The sequence below is a fragment of the Paraburkholderia sp. genome, assembly GCF_050742655.1.
GTDB lineage: Bacteria > Pseudomonadota > Gammaproteobacteria > Burkholderiales > Burkholderiaceae > Paraburkholderia.
Window position 1 is genome coordinate 196,978 of record NZ_JBOIGG010000007.1, and the last position, 21,348, is coordinate 218,325.

At 65.6% G+C, this 21,348-nt stretch carries 21 protein-coding genes; 9 read left to right on the forward strand and 12 right to left on the reverse strand.

Annotated features, from left to right (window positions below):
- Nucleotides 1-35: 35 nt before the first annotated feature.
- The 3 genes from ACREXZ_RS12625 to ACREXZ_RS12635 are packed head-to-tail and all read right to left on the reverse strand — an operon-like array spanning nucleotide 36 to nucleotide 4,013.
- A complete protein-coding gene (locus tag ACREXZ_RS12625; protein ID WP_431764410.1) occupies nucleotides 36-2,264 on the reverse strand; it encodes a xanthine dehydrogenase family protein molybdopterin-binding subunit in 2,229 nt (742 codons plus the stop codon).
- Nucleotides 2,261-3,262, reverse strand: a complete 1,002-nt coding sequence (locus ACREXZ_RS12630) for an FAD binding domain-containing protein (protein WP_431764411.1) — start codon at nucleotides 3,260-3,262, stop codon at nucleotides 2,261-2,263. Before ACREXZ_RS12630 ends, ACREXZ_RS12625 begins: the two co-directional genes overlap by 4 nt.
- Nucleotides 3,263-3,272: 10 nt before the next feature.
- Nucleotides 3,273-4,013 (reverse strand): 2Fe-2S iron-sulfur cluster-binding protein, encoded by a 741-nt coding sequence (locus tag ACREXZ_RS12635; protein ID WP_431764412.1) that lies wholly within the window; start codon nucleotides 4,011-4,013, stop codon nucleotides 3,273-3,275.
- A gap of 339 nt (nucleotides 4,014-4,352) precedes the next feature.
- On the opposite strand from ACREXZ_RS12635, the gene ACREXZ_RS12640 reads away from it, so the two are divergent.
- A complete protein-coding gene (locus ACREXZ_RS12640; protein WP_431764413.1) occupies nucleotides 4,353-5,171 on the forward strand; it encodes a substrate-binding domain-containing protein in 819 nt (272 codons plus the stop codon).
- Between the two features lie 76 nt (nucleotides 5,172-5,247).
- Here the strand turns inward: ACREXZ_RS12640 and ACREXZ_RS12645 are convergent, their stop codons facing one another.
- The 3 genes from ACREXZ_RS12645 to ACREXZ_RS12655 all read right to left on the reverse strand — a co-directional run bounded on the left by ACREXZ_RS12645 (nucleotide 5,248) and on the right by ACREXZ_RS12655 (nucleotide 7,372).
- Nucleotides 5,248-5,586, reverse strand: coding sequence for an STY0301 family protein (locus ACREXZ_RS12645; RefSeq protein ID WP_431764414.1), 339 nt, complete (start codon nucleotides 5,584-5,586; stop codon nucleotides 5,248-5,250).
- On the reverse strand, nucleotides 5,555-5,935 hold the full coding sequence (locus tag ACREXZ_RS12650; protein ID WP_431764415.1) for a BPSL0067 family protein: 381 nt from the start codon (nucleotides 5,933-5,935) through the stop codon (nucleotides 5,555-5,557). Before ACREXZ_RS12650 ends, ACREXZ_RS12645 begins: the two co-directional genes overlap by 32 nt.
- A gap of 144 nt (nucleotides 5,936-6,079) precedes the next feature.
- Complete coding sequence (locus ACREXZ_RS12655; protein WP_431764416.1) at nucleotides 6,080-7,372, reverse strand: aspartate carbamoyltransferase; 1,293 nt, start codon at nucleotides 7,370-7,372, stop codon at nucleotides 6,080-6,082.
- A gap of 372 nt (nucleotides 7,373-7,744) precedes the next feature.
- Here ACREXZ_RS12655 and dapA point away from each other — a divergent pair, with 372 nt between their 5' ends.
- Nucleotides 7,745-8,602 (forward strand): 4-hydroxy-tetrahydrodipicolinate synthase, encoded by an 858-nt coding sequence (dapA, locus tag ACREXZ_RS12660; protein WP_431764417.1) that lies wholly within the window; start codon nucleotides 7,745-7,747, stop codon nucleotides 8,600-8,602.
- A gap of 18 nt (nucleotides 8,603-8,620) precedes the next feature.
- Here the strand turns inward: dapA and ACREXZ_RS12665 are convergent, their stop codons facing one another.
- A complete protein-coding gene (locus ACREXZ_RS12665) occupies nucleotides 8,621-9,034 on the reverse strand; it encodes a rhodanese-like domain-containing protein (RefSeq protein ID WP_431764418.1) in 414 nt (137 codons plus the stop codon).
- Nucleotides 9,035-9,129: 95 nt separating this feature from the next.
- On the opposite strand from ACREXZ_RS12665, the gene ftrA reads away from it, so the two are divergent.
- Entirely contained in the window at nucleotides 9,130-10,092 is a 963-nt protein-coding gene (gene ftrA, locus ACREXZ_RS12670) for a transcriptional regulator FtrA (protein ID WP_431764419.1), read from the forward strand.
- Nucleotides 10,093-10,102: 10 nt separating this feature from the next.
- Here the strand turns inward: ftrA and ACREXZ_RS12675 are convergent, their stop codons facing one another.
- On the reverse strand, nucleotides 10,103-11,011 hold the full coding sequence (locus ACREXZ_RS12675; protein WP_431764420.1) for a glutamate/aspartate ABC transporter substrate-binding protein: 909 nt from the start codon (nucleotides 11,009-11,011) through the stop codon (nucleotides 10,103-10,105).
- Between the two features lie 215 nt (nucleotides 11,012-11,226).
- Between ACREXZ_RS12675 and ACREXZ_RS12680 the strand changes: the two genes are divergently transcribed.
- Complete coding sequence (locus tag ACREXZ_RS12680) at nucleotides 11,227-11,778, forward strand: AsnC family transcriptional regulator (RefSeq protein ID WP_431764421.1); 552 nt, start codon at nucleotides 11,227-11,229, stop codon at nucleotides 11,776-11,778.
- Nucleotides 11,779-11,794: 16 nt separating this feature from the next.
- On the opposite strand, the gene ACREXZ_RS12685 is transcribed toward ACREXZ_RS12680, so the two are convergent.
- The 3 genes from ACREXZ_RS12685 to ACREXZ_RS12695 form a co-directional block, all read right to left on the reverse strand.
- Nucleotides 11,795-12,208 (reverse strand): DUF2000 family protein, encoded by a 414-nt coding sequence (locus ACREXZ_RS12685; protein ID WP_431764422.1) that lies wholly within the window; start codon nucleotides 12,206-12,208, stop codon nucleotides 11,795-11,797.
- Between the two features lie 366 nt (nucleotides 12,209-12,574).
- Nucleotides 12,575-13,468 carry an amidohydrolase family protein gene (locus ACREXZ_RS12690; protein ID WP_431764423.1) on the reverse strand — a complete coding sequence of 298 codons (894 nt, stop codon included), beginning with the start codon at nucleotides 13,466-13,468 and terminating at the stop codon, nucleotides 12,575-12,577.
- A gap of 37 nt (nucleotides 13,469-13,505) precedes the next feature.
- Nucleotides 13,506-14,801, reverse strand: a complete 1,296-nt coding sequence (locus ACREXZ_RS12695) for an MFS transporter (RefSeq protein ID WP_431764424.1) — start codon at nucleotides 14,799-14,801, stop codon at nucleotides 13,506-13,508.
- Between the two features lie 128 nt (nucleotides 14,802-14,929).
- On the opposite strand from ACREXZ_RS12695, the gene ACREXZ_RS12700 reads away from it, so the two are divergent.
- Complete coding sequence (locus tag ACREXZ_RS12700) at nucleotides 14,930-15,823, forward strand: LysR family transcriptional regulator (protein ID WP_431764495.1); 894 nt, start codon at nucleotides 14,930-14,932, stop codon at nucleotides 15,821-15,823.
- Between the two features lie 43 nt (nucleotides 15,824-15,866).
- Here the strand turns inward: ACREXZ_RS12700 and ACREXZ_RS12705 are convergent, their stop codons facing one another.
- The gene (locus tag ACREXZ_RS12705) at nucleotides 15,867-16,973 is read right to left on the reverse strand and encodes a porin (RefSeq protein ID WP_431764425.1); all 1,107 of its coding nucleotides are present in this window, start codon (nucleotides 16,971-16,973) and stop codon (nucleotides 15,867-15,869) included.
- A gap of 393 nt (nucleotides 16,974-17,366) precedes the next feature.
- On the opposite strand from ACREXZ_RS12705, the gene osmF reads away from it, so the two are divergent.
- The 4 genes from osmF (at nucleotide 17,367) to ACREXZ_RS12725 (ending at nucleotide 21,213) form a co-directional block, all read left to right on the forward strand.
- Entirely contained in the window at nucleotides 17,367-18,284 is a 918-nt protein-coding gene (gene osmF, locus ACREXZ_RS12710) for a glycine betaine ABC transporter substrate-binding protein OsmF (RefSeq protein ID WP_431764426.1), read from the forward strand.
- Between the two features lie 93 nt (nucleotides 18,285-18,377).
- Entirely contained in the window at nucleotides 18,378-19,529 is a 1,152-nt protein-coding gene (locus tag ACREXZ_RS12715) for an ABC transporter permease (RefSeq protein WP_431764496.1), read from the forward strand.
- Nucleotides 19,526-20,464, forward strand: a complete 939-nt coding sequence (locus ACREXZ_RS12720; RefSeq protein ID WP_431764427.1) for an ABC transporter ATP-binding protein — start codon at nucleotides 19,526-19,528, stop codon at nucleotides 20,462-20,464. Before ACREXZ_RS12715 ends, ACREXZ_RS12720 begins: the two co-directional genes overlap by 4 nt.
- On the forward strand, nucleotides 20,461-21,213 hold the full coding sequence (locus ACREXZ_RS12725; protein ID WP_431764428.1) for an ABC transporter permease: 753 nt from the start codon (nucleotides 20,461-20,463) through the stop codon (nucleotides 21,211-21,213). Before ACREXZ_RS12720 ends, ACREXZ_RS12725 begins: the two co-directional genes overlap by 4 nt.
- The last annotated feature ends 135 nt before the right edge of the window (nucleotides 21,214-21,348 follow it).

Consider the following 21,348-nt stretch of genomic DNA (forward strand, 5'->3'; position numbering starts at 1 on the left):
AGGACTCTGCGCATGACTGCCTCACCTTGTCACACCTACGTTTGCACGAGCACCTTGTCGAGCGTAATCGGCAGATCGCGCACGCGCACGCCGGTCGCATGAAACACGGCGTTCGCGATTGCGGCGGACACGCCGGTGATGCCGATCTCGCCGATCCCTTTCGCGCCGAGCGAGTTGATGTGCGGATCCACTTCGTCGATGAACGCGACGTCGATCGTGCCGATGTCCGCGTTGACCGGCACGTGGTACTCGGCGAGATTCGCGTTGATGAAGCGTCCATAGCGCAGATCGAGCAACGTCGCTTCTTCGAGTGCCGCGCCGATGCCCCACACGATGCCGCCCATCAGCTGGCTGTGCGCGGTCTTGTCGTTGAGCAGCCGCCCGACGCCATACGTACCGACGATACGCGCGACGCGGATCGTGCCGAGGTCCGCGTCGACGTGCACCTCCGCGAACACCGAACCGAACGAGTGGAACGCGTATCGTGCCTTCTCGTCGCCGGGCTTGACGGTGACCTGCGCTTCGATCGGCCGCCCGCCTGCGCGCGCGAGAATCGCCGCAGCCGGATCGCGGCGCGATGGATCCGACCGGCGCACGACCCAGCCGTTCTCGACGGTCACATCGTCGGCGGTTGCGCCATGCACGGGCGAGGCCGGGTCCGCCAGTGCGAGCGCGATCAACTGGTTGCGCACCTGGGTGGCCGCGTCGCGCACGGCTGGCGACACGCTCGCGACCGACTGCGAGCCGCCCGACCCAGGCGCGCGCGGCAGCGACGAATCGCCGAGCGCGAAGCTGATGTTCGCGGGATCGAAGCCGAGCGCATCGGCGGCGACCTGGGTCATCACGGTGTAGGTGCCGGTGCCGAGGTCCTGCGTGCCCGACGCGACCGTCGCGGTGCCGTCCGGCAGGATGCGCGCGAGCGCGGACGCTTCGTTGCGGTTTGCCGGGTACGTCGCCGTTGCCATGCCGAGCCCGATCAGCGTATTGCCCGCGCGCATCGAGCGCGGCTCGGGCGTGCGGCGCGACCAGTCGAATTTTTCCGCGCCGCGCCGGTAGCACTCGCGCAGCGATTTGCCCGACCACGGCTTGTGTTCCTGCGGATCGGCTTCGGCGTAGTTCTTCAGGCGCAGCGCGAGCGGGTCCATCCGCAGTGCCCACGCGAGTTCGTCCATCGCCGATTCGAGCGCGAACGAACCGGTCGTTTCGCCTGGCGCACGCATGAACGTCGGCGTGCCGACGTTCAACTGCACGAGACGGTGCGTCGTCACCTGGTTCGGCACCGCGTACGACATCCGCGTGACCATGCAGCAGGTCTCGGTCCAGTCCTCGATCATCGACGTGTTCGAGAAGCTGTCGTGCCGCATCGCCGTGAGCGTGCCGTCGTGGCGCGCGCCGAGCGTGAAGCGCTGCTCGGTGAACGGCCGACCGCCGACCGGTCCAAACATCTGCGGCCGTTCGAGCGCGAGACGCACCGGACGTCCGGTCTGCTTCGCGGCCATCGCGCACAGCGTGACGTGCGACCACGACGAGCCCTTGCCGCCGAAGCCACCGCCGACGAACGGCGAGATCACGTGAACACCGTCGGGCGGGAGGCCGAGCATCGCGGCGACCGCGGTCTTCGCGCCGCTCACGCCTTGCGTCGAGTCGTACAGCGTCAGATGCGGGCCGTCCCATACGGCCATCGTCGCGTGCGGCTCCATCGGGTTGTGATGTTCCATCGGCGTCGTGTACGTCGCGTCGATGCGCACGTCGGCGTCGCGCAGCCCGGCCTCGAGATCGCCGCGCTGCGTGTCGGTCTGCCGGCCCTGCGGTCTGTCGGGCGCATACGCGTGCGCGCGGGCCTGCGCGAAATCGAGCGTCGCGGGGACGCTGCGGTATGAGATGTGCAACTGGCGCGCGGCATCGGTCGCGTGTTCGAGCGTGTCGGCGACGACCACCGCGACCGGCTCGTTGTTGTAGTGCACCTCGTTGTCCTGCAGCAGCGACAGTCTGCGTCCGGCGGGCGGCGCGATTGGCGGGCGACCGCCGTTCGGCAGACGCGGTGCGTTCGCGTACGTCATCACGAGCAGCACGCCGGGCAGCGACTGCGCCCGGCTGGCATCGATCGACTCGATCGTCCCGCGCGCGATCGTGCTCGTGACGAGCACCGCATGCGCGAGCCGCGCTTCGGGAAATTCCGCGGCATAGCGGGCTTCGCCGGTGACCTTCAGCAGACCATCGGTGCGGTCGAGCGGTTGCCCGACGAAAGGAGCGGCGGTCGTCATGCAACACCCCCCTGCCGGCCGGCGGCCTGGTTGACGGCACGGACAATCGCGCGCTGCGCGAGCGCAATCTTGAAGCCGTTATCGCGCTGGGCGCGCGCATCCTGCAGCGCGGCGGCGGCTGCATCGTGCAGCGTCGCGTCGGTGAGCGGCCGGTTCGTGAGACGCTCCTCCGCCGCGCTTGCGCGCCACGGCTTGTGCGCAACCCCGCCGAGCGCGATGCGCACGCTACGCACCGTATCGCCGTCGAGCTGCAGCGCCGCCGCCACCGATACCAGCGCGAACGCGTAGCTCGCGCGGTCGCGCACCTTCAGGTAGTGCGCGTGTTCGCTGAAGAGCGGCGGCGGCAGATCGACCGCGGTGATCAGTTCGCCGGACTGCAGCGTCGTATCGAGTTCGGGACGGTCGCCCGGCAGACGATGGAAGCTCGTGAACGGCACCACGCGTTCGCCGCCGGGGCCGCTCACGCGCACGAGCGCATCGAGCGCCGCGAGCGCGACGCTCATGTCCGACGGGTTGACCGCGAGGCATTGCGTGCTCGCGCCGAGGATCGCGTGCATACGGTTGTGGCCGTCGATCGCCGCGCAGCCGCTGCCAGGCGCGCGCTTGTTGCACTGGGCGAACGCGGTGTCGTAGAAGTACGGGCAACGCGTGCGCTGCATCAGATTGCCGCCGACCGTCGCCATATTGCGCAACTGCGCGGACGCACCGGCGAGCAGCGCCTGCGACAGCAGCGGGTAGCGCTCGCGCACCCACGCATGATTGGCCGCATCGCTGTTGCGCACCAGCGCACCGATGCGCAGGCCGCCGTCCGGCAGCGTCGAGATCGCGTCGAGCCCGGGAATGTGCGTGATGTCGACGAGCCTTGCGGGCCGAGCGACGCCGCCCTTCATCAGGTCGAGCAGATTCGTGCCACCGCCGATGAACATCGTGCCCGGCTGCTGTGCCGCACGCAACGCACCGGCGATGTCGCCGGCGCGCTCGTAGGAGATCGCATCCATGATGGTCTCCTTATGCTTCGCCGATCTTGCCGGCGTGCACCGCGCGTACCGCCGCGACGATGTTGGGGTACGCGCCGCAGCGGCAGATGTTGCCGCTCATCCGTTCGCGGATTTCGTCGTCGCTCAGTTGCGGCGGACGGCGACGCACGTCCGCCGTGACCGTGCTCGCGGTGCCCGCGTCGAACTCGCCGAGCAGCGCGGTCGCGGAACACAGCTGCCCCGGCGTACAGTAGCCGCACTGGAATGCATCGTGCGCAATGAACGCGCGCTGCATCGGGCTCAGCACGTCGTTGCGTGCCAGCCCTTCGACGGTCGTGATCGCTTCGCCTTCGTGCATTACCGCGAGTGTGAGGCATGCGTTGATGCGGCGGCCGTCGGCGAGTACCGTGCATGCGCCGCACTGGCCGCGGTCGCAGCCTTTCTTCGTGCCGGTGAGGCCGATATATTCGCGCAGTGCGTCGAGCAGCGTCACGCGTGGTTCGAGTTGCAGTGCGTATTCGCGGCCATTGACGTTGAGCGTTACTGTTCGCGCGGGTACCGGCGGATGCGTGACGGGATGCGGAGTTTGTGGTGTTTGCGGTGCAGGCGTCGCTGTCTGCGCATGCGCGTACGGCACTGCGCCGACCGTGGCCGCCGCAGCCGCCGATTGCAGAAAACGTCGGCGCGACGGTTGCTCGGGACGCGGCGAAGAAGACGTGGGGGAGGGGCCGGTGTCGTCGGCGGGACCCTGACGATTCGAATGACTGGACATGACGTTCTGCTTGCTCCGTGAAAGATCATGCAGGCTGCGCGACATCGCACTGTCATCAACGTCATCGGCGATGCGTTGCGCGCGCGTGTGACGCGTTGCAAGTTGCGCTTAAAAAGGAGCAAAGTAAAGTATGGGGCTGTCAAAACGGTATTGCTAAACCAGGTGGATACCAGGACTGCGCCGGACGCGTGGGGTGCCATGCGAACGAGGGCATTGCGCGGAGGTTGTCGCGGATACGCCGGCCTCGCGACCCGTCGCGGCCGGGTCGGCTACCATCGCAGCGAGTGACAGGGTCGCCGCTTCCGCAAGCAAGCCCACGAGTAGCGGCCGGATAAACCAATGGAGACAGAAGCAGTGAACATCAACGAAAAAACGACCTGCACAAGCCGACGCGCGCTGATGCTGTGCGTACTGGGATGGGCATGGTTCGGCACGATGGCCGCGGCGTACGCGGACGAAGTCAGGGTGATGATTTCCGGTGGCTTCGCGGCTGCGTATCGCGAGCTCGGCCCGCAGTTCGAGCACACGAGCGGCGATACGCTCGTCACCGCGTGGGGGCCATCGATGGGCACGACGCAGAACGCGATTCCCGTGCGGCTCGCACGCGGCGAACCCGCCGACGTGCTGATCATGGTCGGCTATGCGCTCGACGATCTCGTCAAGGCCGGCAAGGTCGTGCCCGGCAGCAAGGTCGACTTCGCGCGCTCGCCGATCGGCATGGCGGTGCGCGACGGCGCGCCGAAGCCCGACATTCACTCCGACGACGCACTGCGACGCGCGTTGCTCGATGCGAAGTCGATCGCGTATTCGGACAGCGCGAGCGGCGTCTACGTCGGCAACGAGCTGTTCAAAAAGCTCGGCATCGAAGATCAGGTGAAGGACAAGAGCCGGATGATTCCCGCCGAGCCGGTCGGCAACGTCGTCGCGCGTGGCGAAGCGGAGATCGGCTTTCAGCAGGTTAGCGAACTGCTGCCGATAAAAGGTGTGACGGTGGTCGGCAAGCTGCCCGACGACGTGCAGCTGTACACGATGTTTTCGGCGGGTATCGCTACAGGCTCGAAGGATCCGGCGGGTGCTGCGGCGCTGATCCGTTTTCTTGCGTCGCCGGCCGCGGCTTCTGTAATCCGCAAGACCGGGCTTGAACCGCTTGCGCAGTGATGGTGTGTCACTGACGTATCCGCAACGCACCAAAAAGAAAGCCTCGCAATGCGAGGCTTTCTTGACGCTGCTTCACTCATTTGCAATAAGCAGTAAACGGCTTATGCCCGGCCACGCAGCTTTTCGACGCTGCCGCGTGAAGCGTGACAGTCTTCGTCGTATTCTCAAACCGGCAAACCAGATACGGATCGAGGCCGGTCAAGTCCCATCGATCGACCGAACCGCTCGAATCAGGCACAAGACTTACCAATTTATCGGGCGGCCCGTCAAAGAGCGATGCGTTGTTGAGCGCATGACCAACACCGCCGTCGGACACGCTCGTCGGGCACGAAACCTTTGCCGCACAGGCCACCGGAATGACACACAACGCGAGATAAAAGATCTTACTTAACGACATAGAACTGATCCCCGTCATTTACCTTCACTCCGACGCCGTTCCGGAAAGCGATAACGCGCTCGTGCACCGGCTGGGTAGTATGTCCTTTCCACTGGTCGAGCACACGAATTCCGAGGTTGCTTTGACTTAAATATATCGCTGCATGGCTTCGACCGTCCTGGTGATTACCGTAACTGCCATTCGGATCGAACGTCGCGATAACCGTCCCCGGAGCAATTCCGGTGGCGCCTTTTACTTTCGCCCCCTGTTGCCAGAACGAAGACGCAGGCGCGGCCGTTACCGCATGAATAAACGTGACGCACTGGCCATTCCCTACAAGCTGACCGACAAGAGCCTTCGCTTCACTCACGTTTGCAACGTATGGCATATCTTCTCCCTGGGCATTATCTGATTGGCATCATTCACGCGACACCTTAATCAACCTCATTATTCTAACAAGGCTGACTTGCTGTATCGGCGACATTTAGAGATAACGCCCAAAGTCCCGAAGTGCTTGCCTGTTTCGTCGGCTTCAATCGATCCCATGAAAAACCGCATCGTCCGGGCCGAGATAAACAGGCGGACGCCACGCCGCATCGCGCATCGAATGCTGGACCAGTTTCTCGACGCCAAGCAGCGTCGCGAAAATCGCCATCCGTACCGGGATGCCGTTGTCGGTCTGACGGAAGATCGCGAGGCGCGAGTCGTGATTCAGGTCAGTGCTCAGATCGTTTGCACCTGGCCGGCTGTCGCGCGGCAGCGGATGCATGATCAGCGTGTCGGTGCCGCACACGGTGTCGACGAGCGCCTGGTTGATCTGGAAGTCGGGCGTATAGCCTTCGAACGACTCGTCGGCGAAGCGCTCCTTCTGGATGCGCGTCGCGTACACGACGTCCGCGCCGCGCAGCCCCGCCGTTAGATCGTGCGTCTGTTCGATCACGTGGCCGTTGCGCGAAATCTGCTCGACGATATACGTGGGCATCTCGAGCATCGGCGGCGACACCAGCGTGAACTTGATGCCGCGATACAGCGCGAGCAGTTTCACGAGCGAATGCACGGTGCGCCCATATTTCAGGTCGCCGACGAGCGCGATATGCGCACCGTCGACGATCTTGCCGAGCCGCGAGAACTCGCGCTGGATCGTGTACAGGTCGAGCAGCGCCTGGCTCGGATGTTCGCCGGGGCCGTCGCCGCCGTTGATCACGGGCACGTTGGTCGCGCGCGCGAATTCGGCGACCGAGCCTTGCTCCGGATGGCGGATCACGAGCGCGTCGACGTAGCCGCTCATCACGCGGCTCGTGTCGTAGATCGATTCGCCCTTCGCCATCGACGAGAACGTAAAGCCGGTCGTGTCGCATACCGAGCCGCCGAGCCGGCAGAACGCGGCGCCAAAACTCACGCGCGTGCGCGTGCTCGCTTCGAAGAACAGATTGCCGAGCACTGCGCCTTCGAGTACGCGGGAGATTTTCCGGCGCCGCGCGATGGGCTGCATGATGTCGGCAACGCGAAACAGCGCTTCGACCGAATCGCGCGAGAACTGGTCGACCGACAGCAGTTGCGGTTTGCCTTCGAACAGCATCTGGCTCGCGAGCGACTGGGAGTCTACGCTTTGCGTATGCTTTTCGCCCGGCTCGCCATGCACAACGATCTCCGACACGAAGCGCTCGACGATCTCCGGCATCGCCCGCGATTCCTGCGAGTCGTCCGGCAGCAGCCAGGTGTCGAGCGCCCGTCGCGACACGCCGATACGGCTGGCGAACGCTTCGCGGGTCATGTTCATGCGGCGCATCGCGTCGCGGAGAAAGGCTTGTTGCGGGACGCTCATGCGGGGCACCTCGGTCGGTCGTTGCGGTGGTTAATATATACGCTTTGCGCATATTAGTTCGCTGCGGCTGGAAGTCAAGCTTTTTGCGCGGTTTGGCGTGCGTGTCTGCGGAAAGTCCGGTTACACTGCCCGACATGCAAACCGCCCTCGACTTTGTCCGCAGCCCGATGCCCGCCTCCACGGCCGGCGTCGCGTGCGCGTGCGAAGCCGCTTGGGCCAAAGCCAAAAAACAGCTGCTCATCTGACCGGAGCCCGCTGTTCCGTCGTCAGATGTGCGACGGAACGACTCGCCGGGCCCGCGTTTTTCTCCTGCCTCGTCACTCTCCCCGCACCGCTGAACGGAATCGATACGGTCGCGTTCGAGGTTTAGTCATGTCCATTTTTTCGGGTATCTGGATTCCCATCGTCACGCCGTTCGCCGACGGTGCCGTCGATCACGAGGCGCTGCGGCAACTGGTCGGCGTAGTTGCGGATGCGGGCGTGTCGGGGCTGGTCGCGCTTGGCACGACCGGCGAGCCGGCCGCGCTCGATGCGCGCGAACAGGACGCGGTGCTCGCGACCGTCCTCGACGCGGCCGGTTCGTTGCCGGTGCTCGCCGGTGTGTCGGGTAACCGCGAGGCGAGCGTGCGCGAGCGCATCCGCCATCTGAACGAACTGCCGGTGGCCGGCGTGCTCGTGTCCGCGCCGTACTACATCCGGCCCGCGCAGCGCGGGCTGATCGATTACTTCACAGGGCTGGCCGATCTGAGTACGAAGCCCGTCGTGCTGTACGACATTCCGTCGCGGACCGGTGTACGGCTCGAGACCGACACGCTGTTGACGCTCGCGGCGCATCCGCGCATCGAGGCGATCAAGGATTGCGCGGGGTCGCTCGAAACGCGGCTCGCGCTGATTCTCGATGGCCGGCTGAAGGTGCTCGCCGGCGACGACATCGATATTTTTCCGACGCTGTGTCTCGGCGGTAGCGGGGCGATCTCGGCGTCCGCGCATCTGCGGCCCGAGCGCTTCGTCGCGCTCTATCGCGCGGTCGTGGCAGGGCGGCTCGATGAAGCGCGCACGATCTATCACGGGCTCGTGCCGCTGATCCAGGCGTTGACCGCGGAGCCGAACCCCGGGCCGGTGAAGGCGGCGCTCGCGGCACAAGGGTTGCTGCGCGACGAACTGCGCGCGCCGATGACATCGGTCACCGACGATTTGCGAAGACGGCTCGCGCAACTTGTCGCGATGTGATCGGTGGCGGGGTGCCGGTCACGTTGCCAGTTCAAAGCCCTCATCGACCCAACCGGTGATTCCGCCGATCATGATCTTCACCGGTCGCCCGAGTTGTGCGAGTCGGATTGCGCCACGCGTCGCGCCGTTGCAGTGCGGCCCGGCGCAATAGGTGACGAACAGCGTGTCGGCGGAATAGGCGGCGAGCTTCGATACGACGATCTTGCCGTGCGGCAGATTCACCGCGCCCGGCACGTGACCCTGCGCGAAAAGCGCGGGGCCGCGTACGTCGAGCAGCACGAAGCCTGGTGAAGGCATGGCGAGCGCCGCGGCGACGTCGGAGCAATCGGTTTCGAACTGCAATGAGCGTTGGAAATGCGCGAGCGCGGCGTCGCTGCTGGCGGCGGGAACGGCAGTGACGGGGTTGTGCTGGGCTAATGCAGTGGCGGTCATGCGAGGTCTCCATTGAGCGATTGACAGGCTCATTGTCGTGCCCGAACGCTTCGCGCGGCAGTGGCGCAATCGACAATCTCCGGTAACATCGCGCCATGAACGATCATCTAGTTGTTGCGCTGGTTTACGACCGGCTCTGCACTTTCGAATTCGGCTGCGTGACCGAACTGTTCGCGCTCGAACGTCCGGAGCTCGACGTCGACTGGTATCGCTTCGCGGTGTGCGCGGCCGAGCCTGGGCCGATTCGCGCGGCGGGCGGCATCACGCTCGCTGCGCCGTACACGCTGCGGATGCTCGATCGCGCGGCAACGATCGTCGTGCCCGGCTGGCGCGATCCGGACGAAACGCCGCCCGAGCCGCTGCTGCGCAAGATCCGCTCGGCGTACCGGCGCGGCACGCGGCTGTGTTCGATCTGTTCGGGCGTGTTCGTGCTCGCGGCCGCGGGCGTGCTCGATGGCAAGACCGTCACGACGCACTGGCGCTATGCGGACCGGCTGCAGAAGCGCTACCCGCAGTTGTGCGTGCAGCCCGATGCGCTGTATGTCGACGAAGGGCAGATCATCACGTCGGCGGGATCGGCGGCGGGCATCGACATGCTGCTGCATCTGGTGCGCCGCGATTACGGCCGCGCGGTCGCGAACCGCGTCGCGCAGCGTCTCGTCGTGCCGCCGCATCGCGAGGGCGGTCAGGCGCAGTTCGTGCCGCGCCCGCTGCCGCCGGACGACAGCGGACGTCTCGCGAAACTGATGGACTGGGTGCGTACGCATCCCGCGGCACCGCATACGCTCGCGTCGCTGGCACAGCGAGCGGCGATGAGTCCGCGCACGCTGCAGCGCCAGTTTCGCGACGCGACCGGCATGGCGCCGTACGAATGGTTGCTGCGAGAACGCGTGGCAATCGCACGCGAGCTGCTCGAGACGCATGCCCGGATGCCGATGACGCGCATCGCGGAGCGCGCCGGCTTCGGGTCGGAAGAGTCGTTGCGCCGGCACTTCCGGCGCATCGCATTGACGAGCCCCGGCGCATACCGGCGCAAGTTCGGCAGCGCGCCGCTGTGAGTTCCGGCGGCTATTCGAACGCCTTGTCGTTCGGATTCGCGTACAGCGCGCGTAGCGAATCGCTCATCGGAAAATCGAAGCTCAGGCTCTTCGGCGGCACGGGCTTCATGAACCACTTGTCGTATAGCGTGGCGATATCGGCGCTCTTCATCGTGTGGCTCATCACATCGTCGACGAGCCGTTTGAATGCCGGGTCGTCCTTGCGCATCATGAAGCCGTAGGCCTCCGACGATTGCGGCGTACCGACGATGGTCCAGTCCGACGGCTTCGCGGTCAACGAACGCGTACCAGCAAGCAGCACGTCGTCCATCATGTAGGCCACCGCGCGTCCCGTTTCGAGCGTGAGCCGGCCTTCGCCGTAGTCCTTCGCGCTGATGATCTGCATGTTCATCTTCTTCTCCTCGTTCATCTTTCTGAGGATGCGCTCGGACGTCGTGCCCTGGTTCGTCACCACGGTCTTGCCCGCGAGATCCGGAAAGTCCTTGATGCCGGAGTCCTTGCGTGTCAGCAGACGCGTCGTCGCCACGAAGAACGTGTCGGAGAACGCGACCTGATTTTGCCGCGACGTCAGGTTGGTAGTCACGCCGCATTCGAGGTCGACCGTGCCGTTCTGCACGAGCGGAATGCGATTCTGCGACGTGACGGGAATGAAACGCACCTGCAGGCCCGAGCGGCCGGTGCGCGCTTTCACCGCGTCGATCACGCGGTCGCACAGATCCTGCGAGAAGCCGATCACGCGATTGTTCGCATCCACATACGAAAACGGCACCGACGTTTCGCGGTGACCGATCGCGATCAGATTGGCCGACTGGATTTTCATGAGCGTCGGACCGAGGTCCTCGGCAACAGCGGACGGCGACAGCGCAGCGCACGCGAGCGCGGCACACAACACGAGAGCGGGCGGGGCGAAGCGTTTCATCGGGCGTCCTGGATGGCGAGGAGATGACCGGTCAGGTCAACCGGTTTAACCATATGTTGCCATGACAAAAAACTCTGCAACATATGTTAACTACCAGGAATTGCCTGCCCGGAGCGACACCTCCGGTATGGCAGACCGCATCCCGAACGCCCGGACTGTGGTAATTTTTATCGGTACGCGACAGCGAGATTCACCCTTGACCCACCCGACGTCCGATGAAAACTCCCGCGAAATCCCCGGTTAAAGCCTCCCCCAGCGCCGTCGATCCGATCGTGCAGACGCCGGCGCGCACGTTGCGCAAACCGGCGTCGCCGGCAGCGAAGCTCGACGATACGGATCGTCGTCTGCTCGCGTTGCTGTCCGAGGACGCGACGCGCAGCTACGCGGACCTCGGGCAGGCGCTGCATCTGTCGCCGCCCGCGGTCCACGAGCGCGTGAAGCGGCTCAAACGCGACGGCGTGATCCGCGGCACTGTTGCCGCGCTGGACGGTGGCCGGCTGGGACGACCACTGCTTGCGTTCGTGCACGTCGACACGACGAGCTGGGCCGTCACGCGGCATCTGCTGGCGTTAAAGGAATGGCCCGACGTCGAGGAGATTCACACCGTGACCGGCGAAAGCGCGATGCTGCTGAAGGTGCGCACGCGCGACACGCAGACGCTCGAAGACCTGCTCGAGCGGATTCATTCAATCGAGGGATTCACCGGCACGCGCAGCTATATCGCGCTGTCGACGTATCTGGAGCGTGGACCGAGCCCGGCCGAATGAATCGCGCGGTGCCGCATCACGGATGCAGCGCGAGTCCTTTGACGGTCTTGTCGATCGCGTTGCGTGGACCGCGCAGTGCGAGACCGACGAGGTCGGGCGCATCGGCGGGTTCGGCACGGAACACCGTGCGGTTCGCGGCATCGTGGCCGCTCGAAAACATCGCGCGCACGTAGGCGGCGCGCGCGAGTTCGCGCTCGATGCTCTTGCGCCACGCGCGCAGCAAGCCTGCTGAGTCCGCGGCGTAAATGATCATCGGCTGACCGAGCAGGCGTGCGTACGGGCGACCCTGCGCGTCTTCGTACGGTGCCTCGCCCATCGCGTCGGGCGCGATGTCGACGATGCCGGTAGCGAGAAAGGCGGTGACGTTGAGTTTTTGCCAGACCGGGAGATCGTCGAGGACGACGATGACGACTTTGGTATCGAATTCCATGAGCGGTGACGATGAGGCTGTGCGAAGCGGTGAACAGCCATCATAAGCAGCCCGCGACTGTTTGCGTGACGCGCTGCGCGAGAAACGAACCGCATTCGGCGGGGCGGGCATCGTAGGCCTTCGCACAGGCCAGGGCGGCGAATCATGTTAGGCGTGCGTCGCCGTACATTCACGCGTCGCGTTCCGCGCGAAACCGCGTCTCCGGCATGCCGGGGTAGACGAGCAGAGACACGGCTGCCCAGATCGTCACGTACCAGTAGAACCACGACTCGTGTCCATCCGACTTGAGGCGCAGCGCTACGAATTCGATCGTGCCGCCGAGGATGGCTGTCGTCAGCGCGTACGGCAGGCCGATCGCGTGCGCGGCTAGCCGAAGCGAAACAGCTCGCGCGCAGATCCGGCGAGAATCGTCGCGCGTTGCCCCGCGTCCGGCACCCACTGCGCGAGCACCGCATGGGTTGCCGCGTAATCGACGAGGTGCCGGTGCTGCGTATGCGGCCAGTCGCTGCCCCAGACGAGCCGCGCCGGCGTGAAGCGTTCGAGCAGCGGCTGCGCGAGCCGCACGCCCAGCATCGCACCGTCGTTCGCATCCACGCTGCGGTATGCCGCCGACAGCTTGACCCACACACGACCAGTCGCCGCGACCGACAGCAGATAGCGAAAGCCCGGATCGCGTTCACCGAGCAACGGATCGGGGCGGCCGAAATGATCGACGACGACGGTGCAGCCCGCATCGAGCAGCGCGCCGACGACAGCAGGCAGATCCGCCGCTTCGCGATGCACTTCGACGTGCCAGCCGAGGGCGTTCACCCGCGCGAACAGCGGTTGCCAGCGTGCATGGCGTAGATCGGGCAGCGGTAAGCCGAGCAGGTTCAACCGGATACCGACAACGCCACAACGCGCAAACGAGTCGAGCGTCGCGGCATCGATCGAAGGATCGACTACCACCACGCCACTAAAGCGCTGCGGATAGCGTCTCAAGACGTCGAGCAGAAAACGGTTGTCGGTACCGAGAAAACTCGGCTGCACCAGCACCGCATGCGACACGCCGTGCGAGGACAGATGGGCGGCGTACGCGTCGAGTGTGGCGTCGTAGTCCGGTGCATGGCGGCGCTGTGCCGCGAGCGGCAGACCGCGCACGAACACGTGCGCATGCGAATCGATTGCGGCGACGTGCGTTGGCGTGGCGTCGAGCCAGCGGCGCGCGGCAGGGTCATGCAGGTCGTCGTCGACGGTGGGAACGGAAGGCGTATGGCTCATGAGCGGATCGTGCGAATGACTGGGCCGGCGGGCGTGCTCATACGCGTCGCGCGACCGGCGCGGCAGCCCGGCGGGAAGCGTCGGCCGCCGTGTCGTTAGCGGAGGCTTCAACCGCCGCGAGCTTGCGGCCCTTCGTTTCCGGCAGCATCAGCGCCGCGAGCACGACGAGGCCGTACGCGATCCCGGCATCGATGCCGAGTGCCGCGCCAAGTGGCATCGAGTTGCCCATGTGCCCGACCAGCACGGGGAAACCCGCCGACACGATGCGTCCGAAGTTGTAGCAGAAGCCAACGCCGGTACCGCGAATGCCTTGCGGATACAGCTCGTTGAAGAGCGCGCCAAGCGTCGCGGGAATGCCCGCCGCGAACAGGCCGAGCGGAAAGCTGAGGATCAGCATCGCGGTGTCGCCCATCGGCAGGAACGTGTACAGGTTCACGGTCGCCGCACAGCACACCGCGAACAGGATCACGTTGCGGCGCCGACCGATGCGGTCCTGCAGCCACGCGCTGACGAAGCACCCGGCGATGAACGCCACGATCACGACGGCAAGATAGCCGCCGGTGCCGAGCACCGACAGATGGCGCTCTGTTTTCAGGTAGGTCGGCAGCCACGTGGTGATCGCGTGATAGCCGCCGTGCGCGCCGACGCCGATCAGCCCGCCGACGATCGTCGTGCGGATCACACTGCGATCGAAGATATGGGTCGCTGCTTCGCGAGGTTCGGCTGCGCTGCGCGAAGGCACTTCACGTGGCGGCTCCTTCATCGAACGGCGCACGTACAGCACCAGCAATGCGGGCAGTGCACCGATCGCGAACAGCAGGCGCCAGGCCCATTCAGGCGATACCCACGAGAACACCACCGTGTACAGCAGCACCGCGCCGGCCCAGCCGAATCCCCACGCGCTCTGCACGATGCCCATCGCCTTGCCGCGATGCTGCGCGCGGATCGTCTCGCTCAGCAGCACGGCACCTGCGGTCCACTCGCCGCCGAAGCCAAGCCCCTGCAAGGCCTTTAGCACGAGCAACTGCTCGAAGTTTTGCGCGAACGCGCTGAGAAACGTGAACAGCGAAAACCAGATGACGGTGATCTGCAACGCGCGCACGCGGCCGATCCGGTCCGACAGCCAGCCCGCGAGCAACCCGCCGAGCGCGCCGGCTACGAGCGTCGCGCCGCCGATCAGTCCGGCCTGGCCCTTGCCGAGTCCCCAGGTGACGAGTAGCGTCGGGATCACGAGACTGAACAGTTGCGTGTCGATGCCATCCAGTGCCCAGCCGGCGAAGCAGCCCCACAGCGTGCGCTTTTCCGTCGGCGAGATTTCCCGATACCAGTTCATTGCCTGTCTCCATGCACCGTTTGATTGTGTCCAGCTTGTCCTCGCATTCTAGGGACGCAGGGGATAGCGTTGTATTATGGGAAAGATCATTTTTCATAGGTCTTTCGTATATCAACGATCGGGCGATGATGGAAACGCGCAACCTCAAATACTTCCTCGCCATCGCCGACGCGGGCAGCGTGACGCGTGCTGCCGACACGCTCGGCGTCGCGCAGCCGGCCTTGAGCCAGGCGTTGACGCGGATGGAACGCGACCTCGGCGTGAAGCTGTTCACACGCACGCGACGGGGCGCCGCACTGACGCCCGCGGGTCAGGCGATCGTCGAGGACGTGCGGTTGAGCGTCGCGCGCATCGACGCGGCGTCGCATCGCGCGCGCGAAATCGGTGCGCAGCGCGGCGGCCGTCTGACGGTCGGTTTTGCATCGGCGGCGCTGTTCGACGTGTTGCCGCGTGCGATTGCCGCGTTGCGCGAAGCGGTGCCGGACGTGCAACTGGCGCTGCGCGAGATGAGCAATGCGGAGCAGGCGGTGGCGCTCGAGCGCGGCGAGATCGATCTGGGACTGCTGCATACGCCGGTCACGGTCGGCGGCCGGATGCGCGAGAAACTGATCGTGCGCGAACGGCTCATTGCCGTGCTGCCGACGTCGTTTCAGGTCGCGCAGGATGGGCGCGTCACGCTGCGCGAACTCGCGGAGCGCGGGCTCGTGTGGTTTCCGCAGGACCAGCTGCCGGTGATCCGCGCCGGCATCCTGAGTGCGTTCCGTCAGGCCGGCTGCGAAGCGGACATCGTGCAGGACGCGAACCGCTCGTTGACGGTGCTCGCGTGCGTCGCGGCGGGCTGCGGCGTGTCGCTGCTGCCGCAGTCGGTCCGTACGCTGCAGTTCGCCGGCGTGCGGCTATGCGAGGTCTCGGACGGCGATGCGCTGCCGTCGTTCGAACTGAGCGCGATCTGGCCGCATCGTTCGCGGCCCGCGCTCGCGGACCGCTTTGCGGCGCTAATCGTGCCGCGCGGACCCGACTGACGCGAACGCGCATACCCGTCGCGTCGTGGCAGCTATAACCGCATCAGAACACGCTGCGAATCCCCACACGCCCCACCGCCTGCTTCTGGTTCGACGACGGATTGAAGCCCGCGATCTGCGCGAACTGCGCGTCGCCGGCCGCTTTCTGGAACACGCCGAGGACGTACACCGACGTGCGCTTCGACAGCGCGTATTCGACGGTGAAGTTGAACTGGCTGTACTTGGGCTCGCCGTCGGTCGCATGATCGCGGCCCGTCGTGTACGTGTAGCCTGCGCCGATCGTCACGGCCGGCGTCGGGTTGTAGAGGGCAGACAGTTCGTAGTTCTGGAACGTCGCGTCGTGGCCCGCGCTGCCCTGCTGGAAGATCGTGTTCGTGAAGTCGGCGAGCAGGCGCAGCGGTTCGAAGACCCGGTACGACACGCCGACACCGAACACTTTCTGCGCGCGCGCATTCGCGAGAAAACCACCGTACACCGCGTTCGTGAAGCCGGGGTAGTTCTGGTAGCCCTGGGTGGACACCTGCGGATCGTTGATCCGCAAATAGCCGATACCCACGCCGAACGGACCGGCCGAGTAGTTCGCGCCCGCGCTGACCACCGCGTTGTTCGAGAACTGTCCCGCGATGCCACCGGGCGCATACAGTCCGCCGAACGTCAGGCCGCCGATCGACGGGCTCGCGTACTTGATCGCGCTCGAGATCGGAAAGCCGTTGTCGGTGTTGTCCATGTCGTTCGGGTGAGCGAAGTAGTAGCCGCCGATGTTGCCGTTCAAGGTATAGGGCTCGACGAAGTCGACGATCGAATCCCACTGGCGGCCGAGCGTCACCGTGCCGAGCGTGTTACTGCGCAGGCCGACGTACGCATTTCGCGAAAATGCGAGGCCGCTGCCGAGACGTCCCGAGTTGAGATCGAAGCCGCTTTCGAGGCGGAAGATCGTCGCGAGTCCGCCGCCCAGGTCTTCGGTGCCGCGCACGCCCCAGCGGCTCCCTGCGGTCACGCCGGACGCGAGCTGGGTCAGGTGTCCGCCCTGTACGTTGCTGACGAAATCGGCGCCGTCTTCGACGATGCCGTATAGCGTGACCGCGCTTTGTGCATGCGCGGCGCACGCGGCGACCAGGAAGGGGACGGCCGCGGCCAGGTTTTTTTTCATCGGGTGTCCGTTGTAATGGGTTATGGTTGTTCTGAAAATCGTTGACGAATGGTTGACAAAGCGCGTGGACAAAGCACGCCGCTCCACACGGCGTCGGCGGATTATCGGATCGGTCCCGCGAGATTCAAACGATGAAGAACTGAAATGCTTTTTAGTGGCGCGAGATCGCCACCGACGGGGCGTAACCGCCATCTGTTTTTACCCGAACCCATTTGGAAAGCTGAATTTGTTGGTTTGCCGCGTATGCGACTATCGTTATTCTGCGCAGCTATTGCAGCCGATTTTCTGTCGCGTGGACAGTCGCGAACCGTGAACCATCACGGTGAGCGATAATGGCGTGCGGCCTTTCGACGACATCCAATCCTTTTCCTCTCCACTGGAGTCACGCATCCGATGGCATTCGCAAAGACACTCAAGGGCGCTGCCGCGCTGCTGCTGTTCACATCGATCGGCGCGCACGCGGCCGGTTCGGTCACCGTCGCATCGAAGATCGACACCGAAGGCAACCTGCTCGGCAACCTCATCGCGCAGGTGCTGAAGTCGCACGGCATCGCGGTGACGGACAAGATCGGGCTCGGCACCACGCCGATCGTGCGCAAGGCGATTACCACCGGCGAGATCGACATCTATCCGGAGTACACGGGCAACGCGGCGTTCTTCTTCAACAAGGCCAACGATCCGCTGTGGAAGAACGCGGCGCAGGGCTACGAGGAAGCGCGCAAGCTCGACTATGCGGCGAACCACATCGTGTGGCTCACGCCCGCGCCGGCCAATAACACGTGGGCGGTCGCGCTGCTCGGCACGGTCGCACAGGCGAACCACATCAAGAGCTTCTCGGACTTCGGCAAGTGGGTGTCGTCGGGTGGGCAGGTGAAGCTCGCGGCGTCGGCGGAATTCGTCAATAGCGCGGGTGCGCTGCCTTCATTCGAAAAGACTTACGGCTTCACGCTGAAGCCGGACCAGTTGCTCGTGCTGTCGGGCGGCGACACGTCGGCGACGATCAAGGCGGCTGCCGAACAGACCGACAAGGTGAATGCGGCGATGGTCTACGGCACGGATGGCGCGATTACCGCGGCCGGTCTCGTCGTGCTCGAAGACGACCATAACGTGCAGCCCGTGTACGCACCCACGCCGGTGATCCGCGAGGCCGTGCTGAAAGCGCATCCGGAAATCGCGGGCTATCTGAAGCCGGTATTCGCGAGCCTCGACCTGAAGACGCTGCAGACGCTAAATGGCCGCATCCAGGTGAATGGCGAGCCGGCGGCGGCGGTCGCGGCGAGCTATCTGAAAGCGAAAGGCTTCGTTAAGTGACGGTGGGAAGCGACGGTGGGTGCGGGAGGCGACTTGCACACGCAACGGACGCACGATAGCCGCGCACTCGCGTTCGTCGCGCGGCGTGCGGGCGTGGTCTGGCAGATCGATCGGGTCGGTGCGCTGATCGCGGTGCTGATCGGCTTCGCGCTCGCGTTCGAACCATTCGTCACGTTTCGCGCGAACCGCATCGTGTCGGGCAAAGGCCTCGGCCTGCTCGACATCTTCACAGCCGGCGAGGCCCGCGCGATCGTCGCGGTGCTGGTCGGCGCCGCGCTGTTCGCGCTGCTGCGCAGCCGTGCCGCGTGGCGCCTCGCGGTCGGTGCGGTGCTGCTCGTCGCGCTCGCGATCGTCGTTGGTCTTGCTCCCGCGCATCTCGTCACTGTGGACCATCCGCTCGCGCGCGTATCGCCGGCCGCAGGCTTCTGGGTGCTCTCGTTCGCGTTCGCGATGCTCGTCGCCGACGCGATCGCGAAGCTCGCGCTTGGGCCTGCCGCACGCGTCGCGCTGCTCGCGCTGACGCTGGTCGCGCTCGCGGCATTGCTAGGCAGCGGACGTTGGGACGGTCTGTCGGTGATGCAGGAATACGCGGTACATGCTGACACTTTCTGGCAGGAAGCCGCGCGGCATCTCGAACTCGTCGTTGGGTCGGTTGCGGCGGCGGTGATCGTCGGCGTGCCGCTCGGCATTGCGTGCGCGAAGCTCCCCGCGTTGCGTGCGGTCGCGCTGCCGGTGCTGAACATTGTGCAGACCATTCCGAGCATCGCGATGTACGGGCTGATGATGGTGCCGCTCGGCCTGCTCGCAGCACACGTGCCGCTCGCTGCCGAGCTCGGCATCCGCGGCATCGGCGTCGCGCCTGCACTGATTGCGCTGTTTCTGTACTCGCTGCTGCCGGTCACGGCGAGCGTCGTCGTCGGGCTCGCGCAGATTCCGCCGCAGACCGCCGAGGCCGCGGTCGCGATGGGCATGACGCTGGGTCAGCGGTTGCGTTCGGTCGAACTGCCGCTCGCGTTGCCGGTCGTGCTGACTGGCGTGCGTATCGTGCTGGTCCAGAACATCGGGCTCGCCACAGTGGCCGCGCTGATCGGCGGCGGTGGGTTCGGCACGTTCGTGTTCCAGGGAGTGGGCCAGGCCGCGATCGACCTGGTGCTGCTCGGCGCCGCGCCGACCATCGCGCTCGCATTGACCGCGGCCGTCGTGTTCGACGCCGTTACGGAAGTCGTCAAAGGACGCCGCACATGATCGAAATCGACAAGGTCAGCCGCCGCTTCGGCGATATCGTCGCCGTCGACGATGTGTCGCTCGCGATTCCAACCGGCACGATCACCGCGCTCGTCGGTACGTCGGGCAGCGGCAAGTCCACGCTGCTGCGGATGATCAATCGCCTGATTGCGCCGACGTCGGGCACGATCCGCATCGACGGTCGCGATACCGCCAGCGTGCCTGCCGAAGCGTTGCGGCGTGGCATAGGTTACGTGATCCAGGGGAACGGGCTGTTTCCGCACTGGAGCGTCGCGCGCAACATTGCGACGGTGCCGCGGCTGCTCGGCTGGGACACGGCGAAGATCGACGCGCGTGTACGCGAACTGCTGGTGCTGTTCAAGCTCGACGCCGATACGTACGGCGCGAAGTTTCCGCATCAGCTGTCGGGCGGGCAGCAGCAGCGCGTCGGCGTCGCGCGGGCGCTCGCTGCGCAGCCCGCGATCCTGCTGATGGACGAACCGTTCGGCGCACTCGATCCGATCATCCGTGGGCAGGCGCAGGAAGATCTGCTCGCGCTGCAGCGCCGGCTCGGTATCACGGTCGTGATCGTCACGCATGATATGGAAGAAGCGCTGCGGCTCGGCGATCGCATCGTCGTGATGGACAGCGGCCGTGTGCTGCAGGCCGCGACACCCGCCGAACTGCTCGCTCGGCCCGAGCCAGGTTTCGTCGAGCGCCTCGTCGCGGGTACGGACCGGCCGTTGCGTCTGCTGTCGCTGACCCAGGTGAGCGAGATCGCGGAGCCGGGTACGACCGACGGCGAGCCGATCGCCGCGACGCAGACGCTGCGTGACGCGCTGTCGGAATTGCTGTGGCGCGGTGTGCAGAGTCTGCCGGTCGCGCAGGAAGACGGCACGGTTAGTACGCGGGTGTCGCTCGCCGCGATTCTCGCGCACGCGGAGCGGCCCGCATGAAGCCCGCCGCGTTCGCCCGCATTCTGGCGCTCGCGTTGCTGCTCGCACTGCTGTGCCGGCCGCAGTGGTTCGCACCGCTGTTCGCACCGCTCGCCGACAACGGCGCACCGGCGATCTACGATCGCGCGAGTCTGCTCGATCTCACGCTCGCGCATCTTGCGATGGTCGCGGGCGCGAGCATCGTTGGCTCGGTGATCGCGCTGCTGCTGGGCATCTTCGTCACGCGGCCAGCCGGCGCCGAATTTCTGCCGCTCGCGCGCACCATCGTCAACATCGGGCAGACCTTTCCGCCGGTCGCGGTACTCGCGCTCGCGGTGCCGGCGGTCGGCTTCGGCGTGAAGCCGACGCTGATCGCGTTGATCCTGTACGGGCTGCTGCCGGTATTCGAAAGCACGATCACCGGGCTGAAGGACATTCCGGACGAGACCATCGACGCGGCGCGCGGCATGGGGATGAGTCCGCTGCGGCAGCTGTTTTCGGTCGAACTGCCGCTCGCGCTGCCGGTGATCCTGTCGGGTATCCGGCTGTCGGTCGTGATCAATCTCGGCACCGCGACGCTCGGCTCGACAGTCGCGGCGAAAGGGCTCGGTGACGTGATCATCGCCGGGCTGCAGACGTCGAACACCGCGTTCATCCTGCAGGGCGGGGTGATCGTCGGGCTGCTCGCAGTGCTTGCCTACGACGCGCTCGGTCTCGCGGCGCGGGCGGTCGCGCGGCACGGAGCGGGTGGAGCGCCCGCCGCGGTTTAAGTGGCACGATGCGGCGATGTTTTTATAGCGCTGTTTCGTCCGCGGTGCGTCGCTGTTCGTCCGACCCGGCGCGAAAGCGACCCTCCACGTAGCGACACCCCGGCGCGATCGACTACGCCGGGGTGTCTCATTGCC

Bases quoted from the DNA above. Each gene is read 5' to 3' on its own strand.
- ACREXZ_RS12625 (WP_431764410.1), bottom strand. From the start codon at position 2,264: ATGACGACCGCCGCTCCTTTCGTCGGGCAACCGCTCGACCGCACCGAT.
- ACREXZ_RS12630 (WP_431764411.1), bottom strand. From the start codon at position 3,262: ATGGATGCGATCTCCTACGAGCGCGCCGGCGACATCGCCGGTGCGTTG.
- ACREXZ_RS12635 (WP_431764412.1), bottom strand. From the start codon at position 4,013: ATGTCCAGTCATTCGAATCGTCAGGGTCCCGCCGACGACACCGGCCCC.
- ACREXZ_RS12640 (WP_431764413.1), top strand. From the start codon at position 4,353: ATGGAGACAGAAGCAGTGAACATCAACGAAAAAACGACCTGCACAAGC.
- ACREXZ_RS12645 (WP_431764414.1), bottom strand. From the start codon at position 5,586: ATGACGGGGATCAGTTCTATGTCGTTAAGTAAGATCTTTTATCTCGCG.
- ACREXZ_RS12650 (WP_431764415.1), bottom strand. From the start codon at position 5,935: ATGCCATACGTTGCAAACGTGAGTGAAGCGAAGGCTCTTGTCGGTCAG.
- ACREXZ_RS12655 (WP_431764416.1), bottom strand. From the start codon at position 7,372: ATGAGCGTCCCGCAACAAGCCTTTCTCCGCGACGCGATGCGCCGCATG.
- dapA (WP_431764417.1), top strand. From the start codon at position 7,745: ATGTCCATTTTTTCGGGTATCTGGATTCCCATCGTCACGCCGTTCGCC.
- ACREXZ_RS12665 (WP_431764418.1), bottom strand. From the start codon at position 9,034: ATGACCGCCACTGCATTAGCCCAGCACAACCCCGTCACTGCCGTTCCC.
- ftrA (WP_431764419.1), top strand. From the start codon at position 9,130: ATGAACGATCATCTAGTTGTTGCGCTGGTTTACGACCGGCTCTGCACT.
- ACREXZ_RS12675 (WP_431764420.1), bottom strand. From the start codon at position 11,011: ATGAAACGCTTCGCCCCGCCCGCTCTCGTGTTGTGTGCCGCGCTCGCG.
- ACREXZ_RS12680 (WP_431764421.1), top strand. From the start codon at position 11,227: ATGAAAACTCCCGCGAAATCCCCGGTTAAAGCCTCCCCCAGCGCCGTC.
- ACREXZ_RS12685 (WP_431764422.1), bottom strand. From the start codon at position 12,208: ATGGAATTCGATACCAAAGTCGTCATCGTCGTCCTCGACGATCTCCCG.
- ACREXZ_RS12690 (WP_431764423.1), bottom strand. From the start codon at position 13,468: ATGAGCCATACGCCTTCCGTTCCCACCGTCGACGACGACCTGCATGAC.
- ACREXZ_RS12695 (WP_431764424.1), bottom strand. From the start codon at position 14,801: ATGAACTGGTATCGGGAAATCTCGCCGACGGAAAAGCGCACGCTGTGG.
- ACREXZ_RS12700 (WP_431764495.1), top strand. From the start codon at position 14,930: ATGGAAACGCGCAACCTCAAATACTTCCTCGCCATCGCCGACGCGGGC.
- ACREXZ_RS12705 (WP_431764425.1), bottom strand. From the start codon at position 16,973: ATGAAAAAAAACCTGGCCGCGGCCGTCCCCTTCCTGGTCGCCGCGTGC.
- osmF (WP_431764426.1), top strand. From the start codon at position 17,367: ATGGCATTCGCAAAGACACTCAAGGGCGCTGCCGCGCTGCTGCTGTTC.
- ACREXZ_RS12720 (WP_431764427.1), top strand. From the start codon at position 19,526: ATGATCGAAATCGACAAGGTCAGCCGCCGCTTCGGCGATATCGTCGCC.
- ACREXZ_RS12725 (WP_431764428.1), top strand. From the start codon at position 20,461: ATGAAGCCCGCCGCGTTCGCCCGCATTCTGGCGCTCGCGTTGCTGCTC.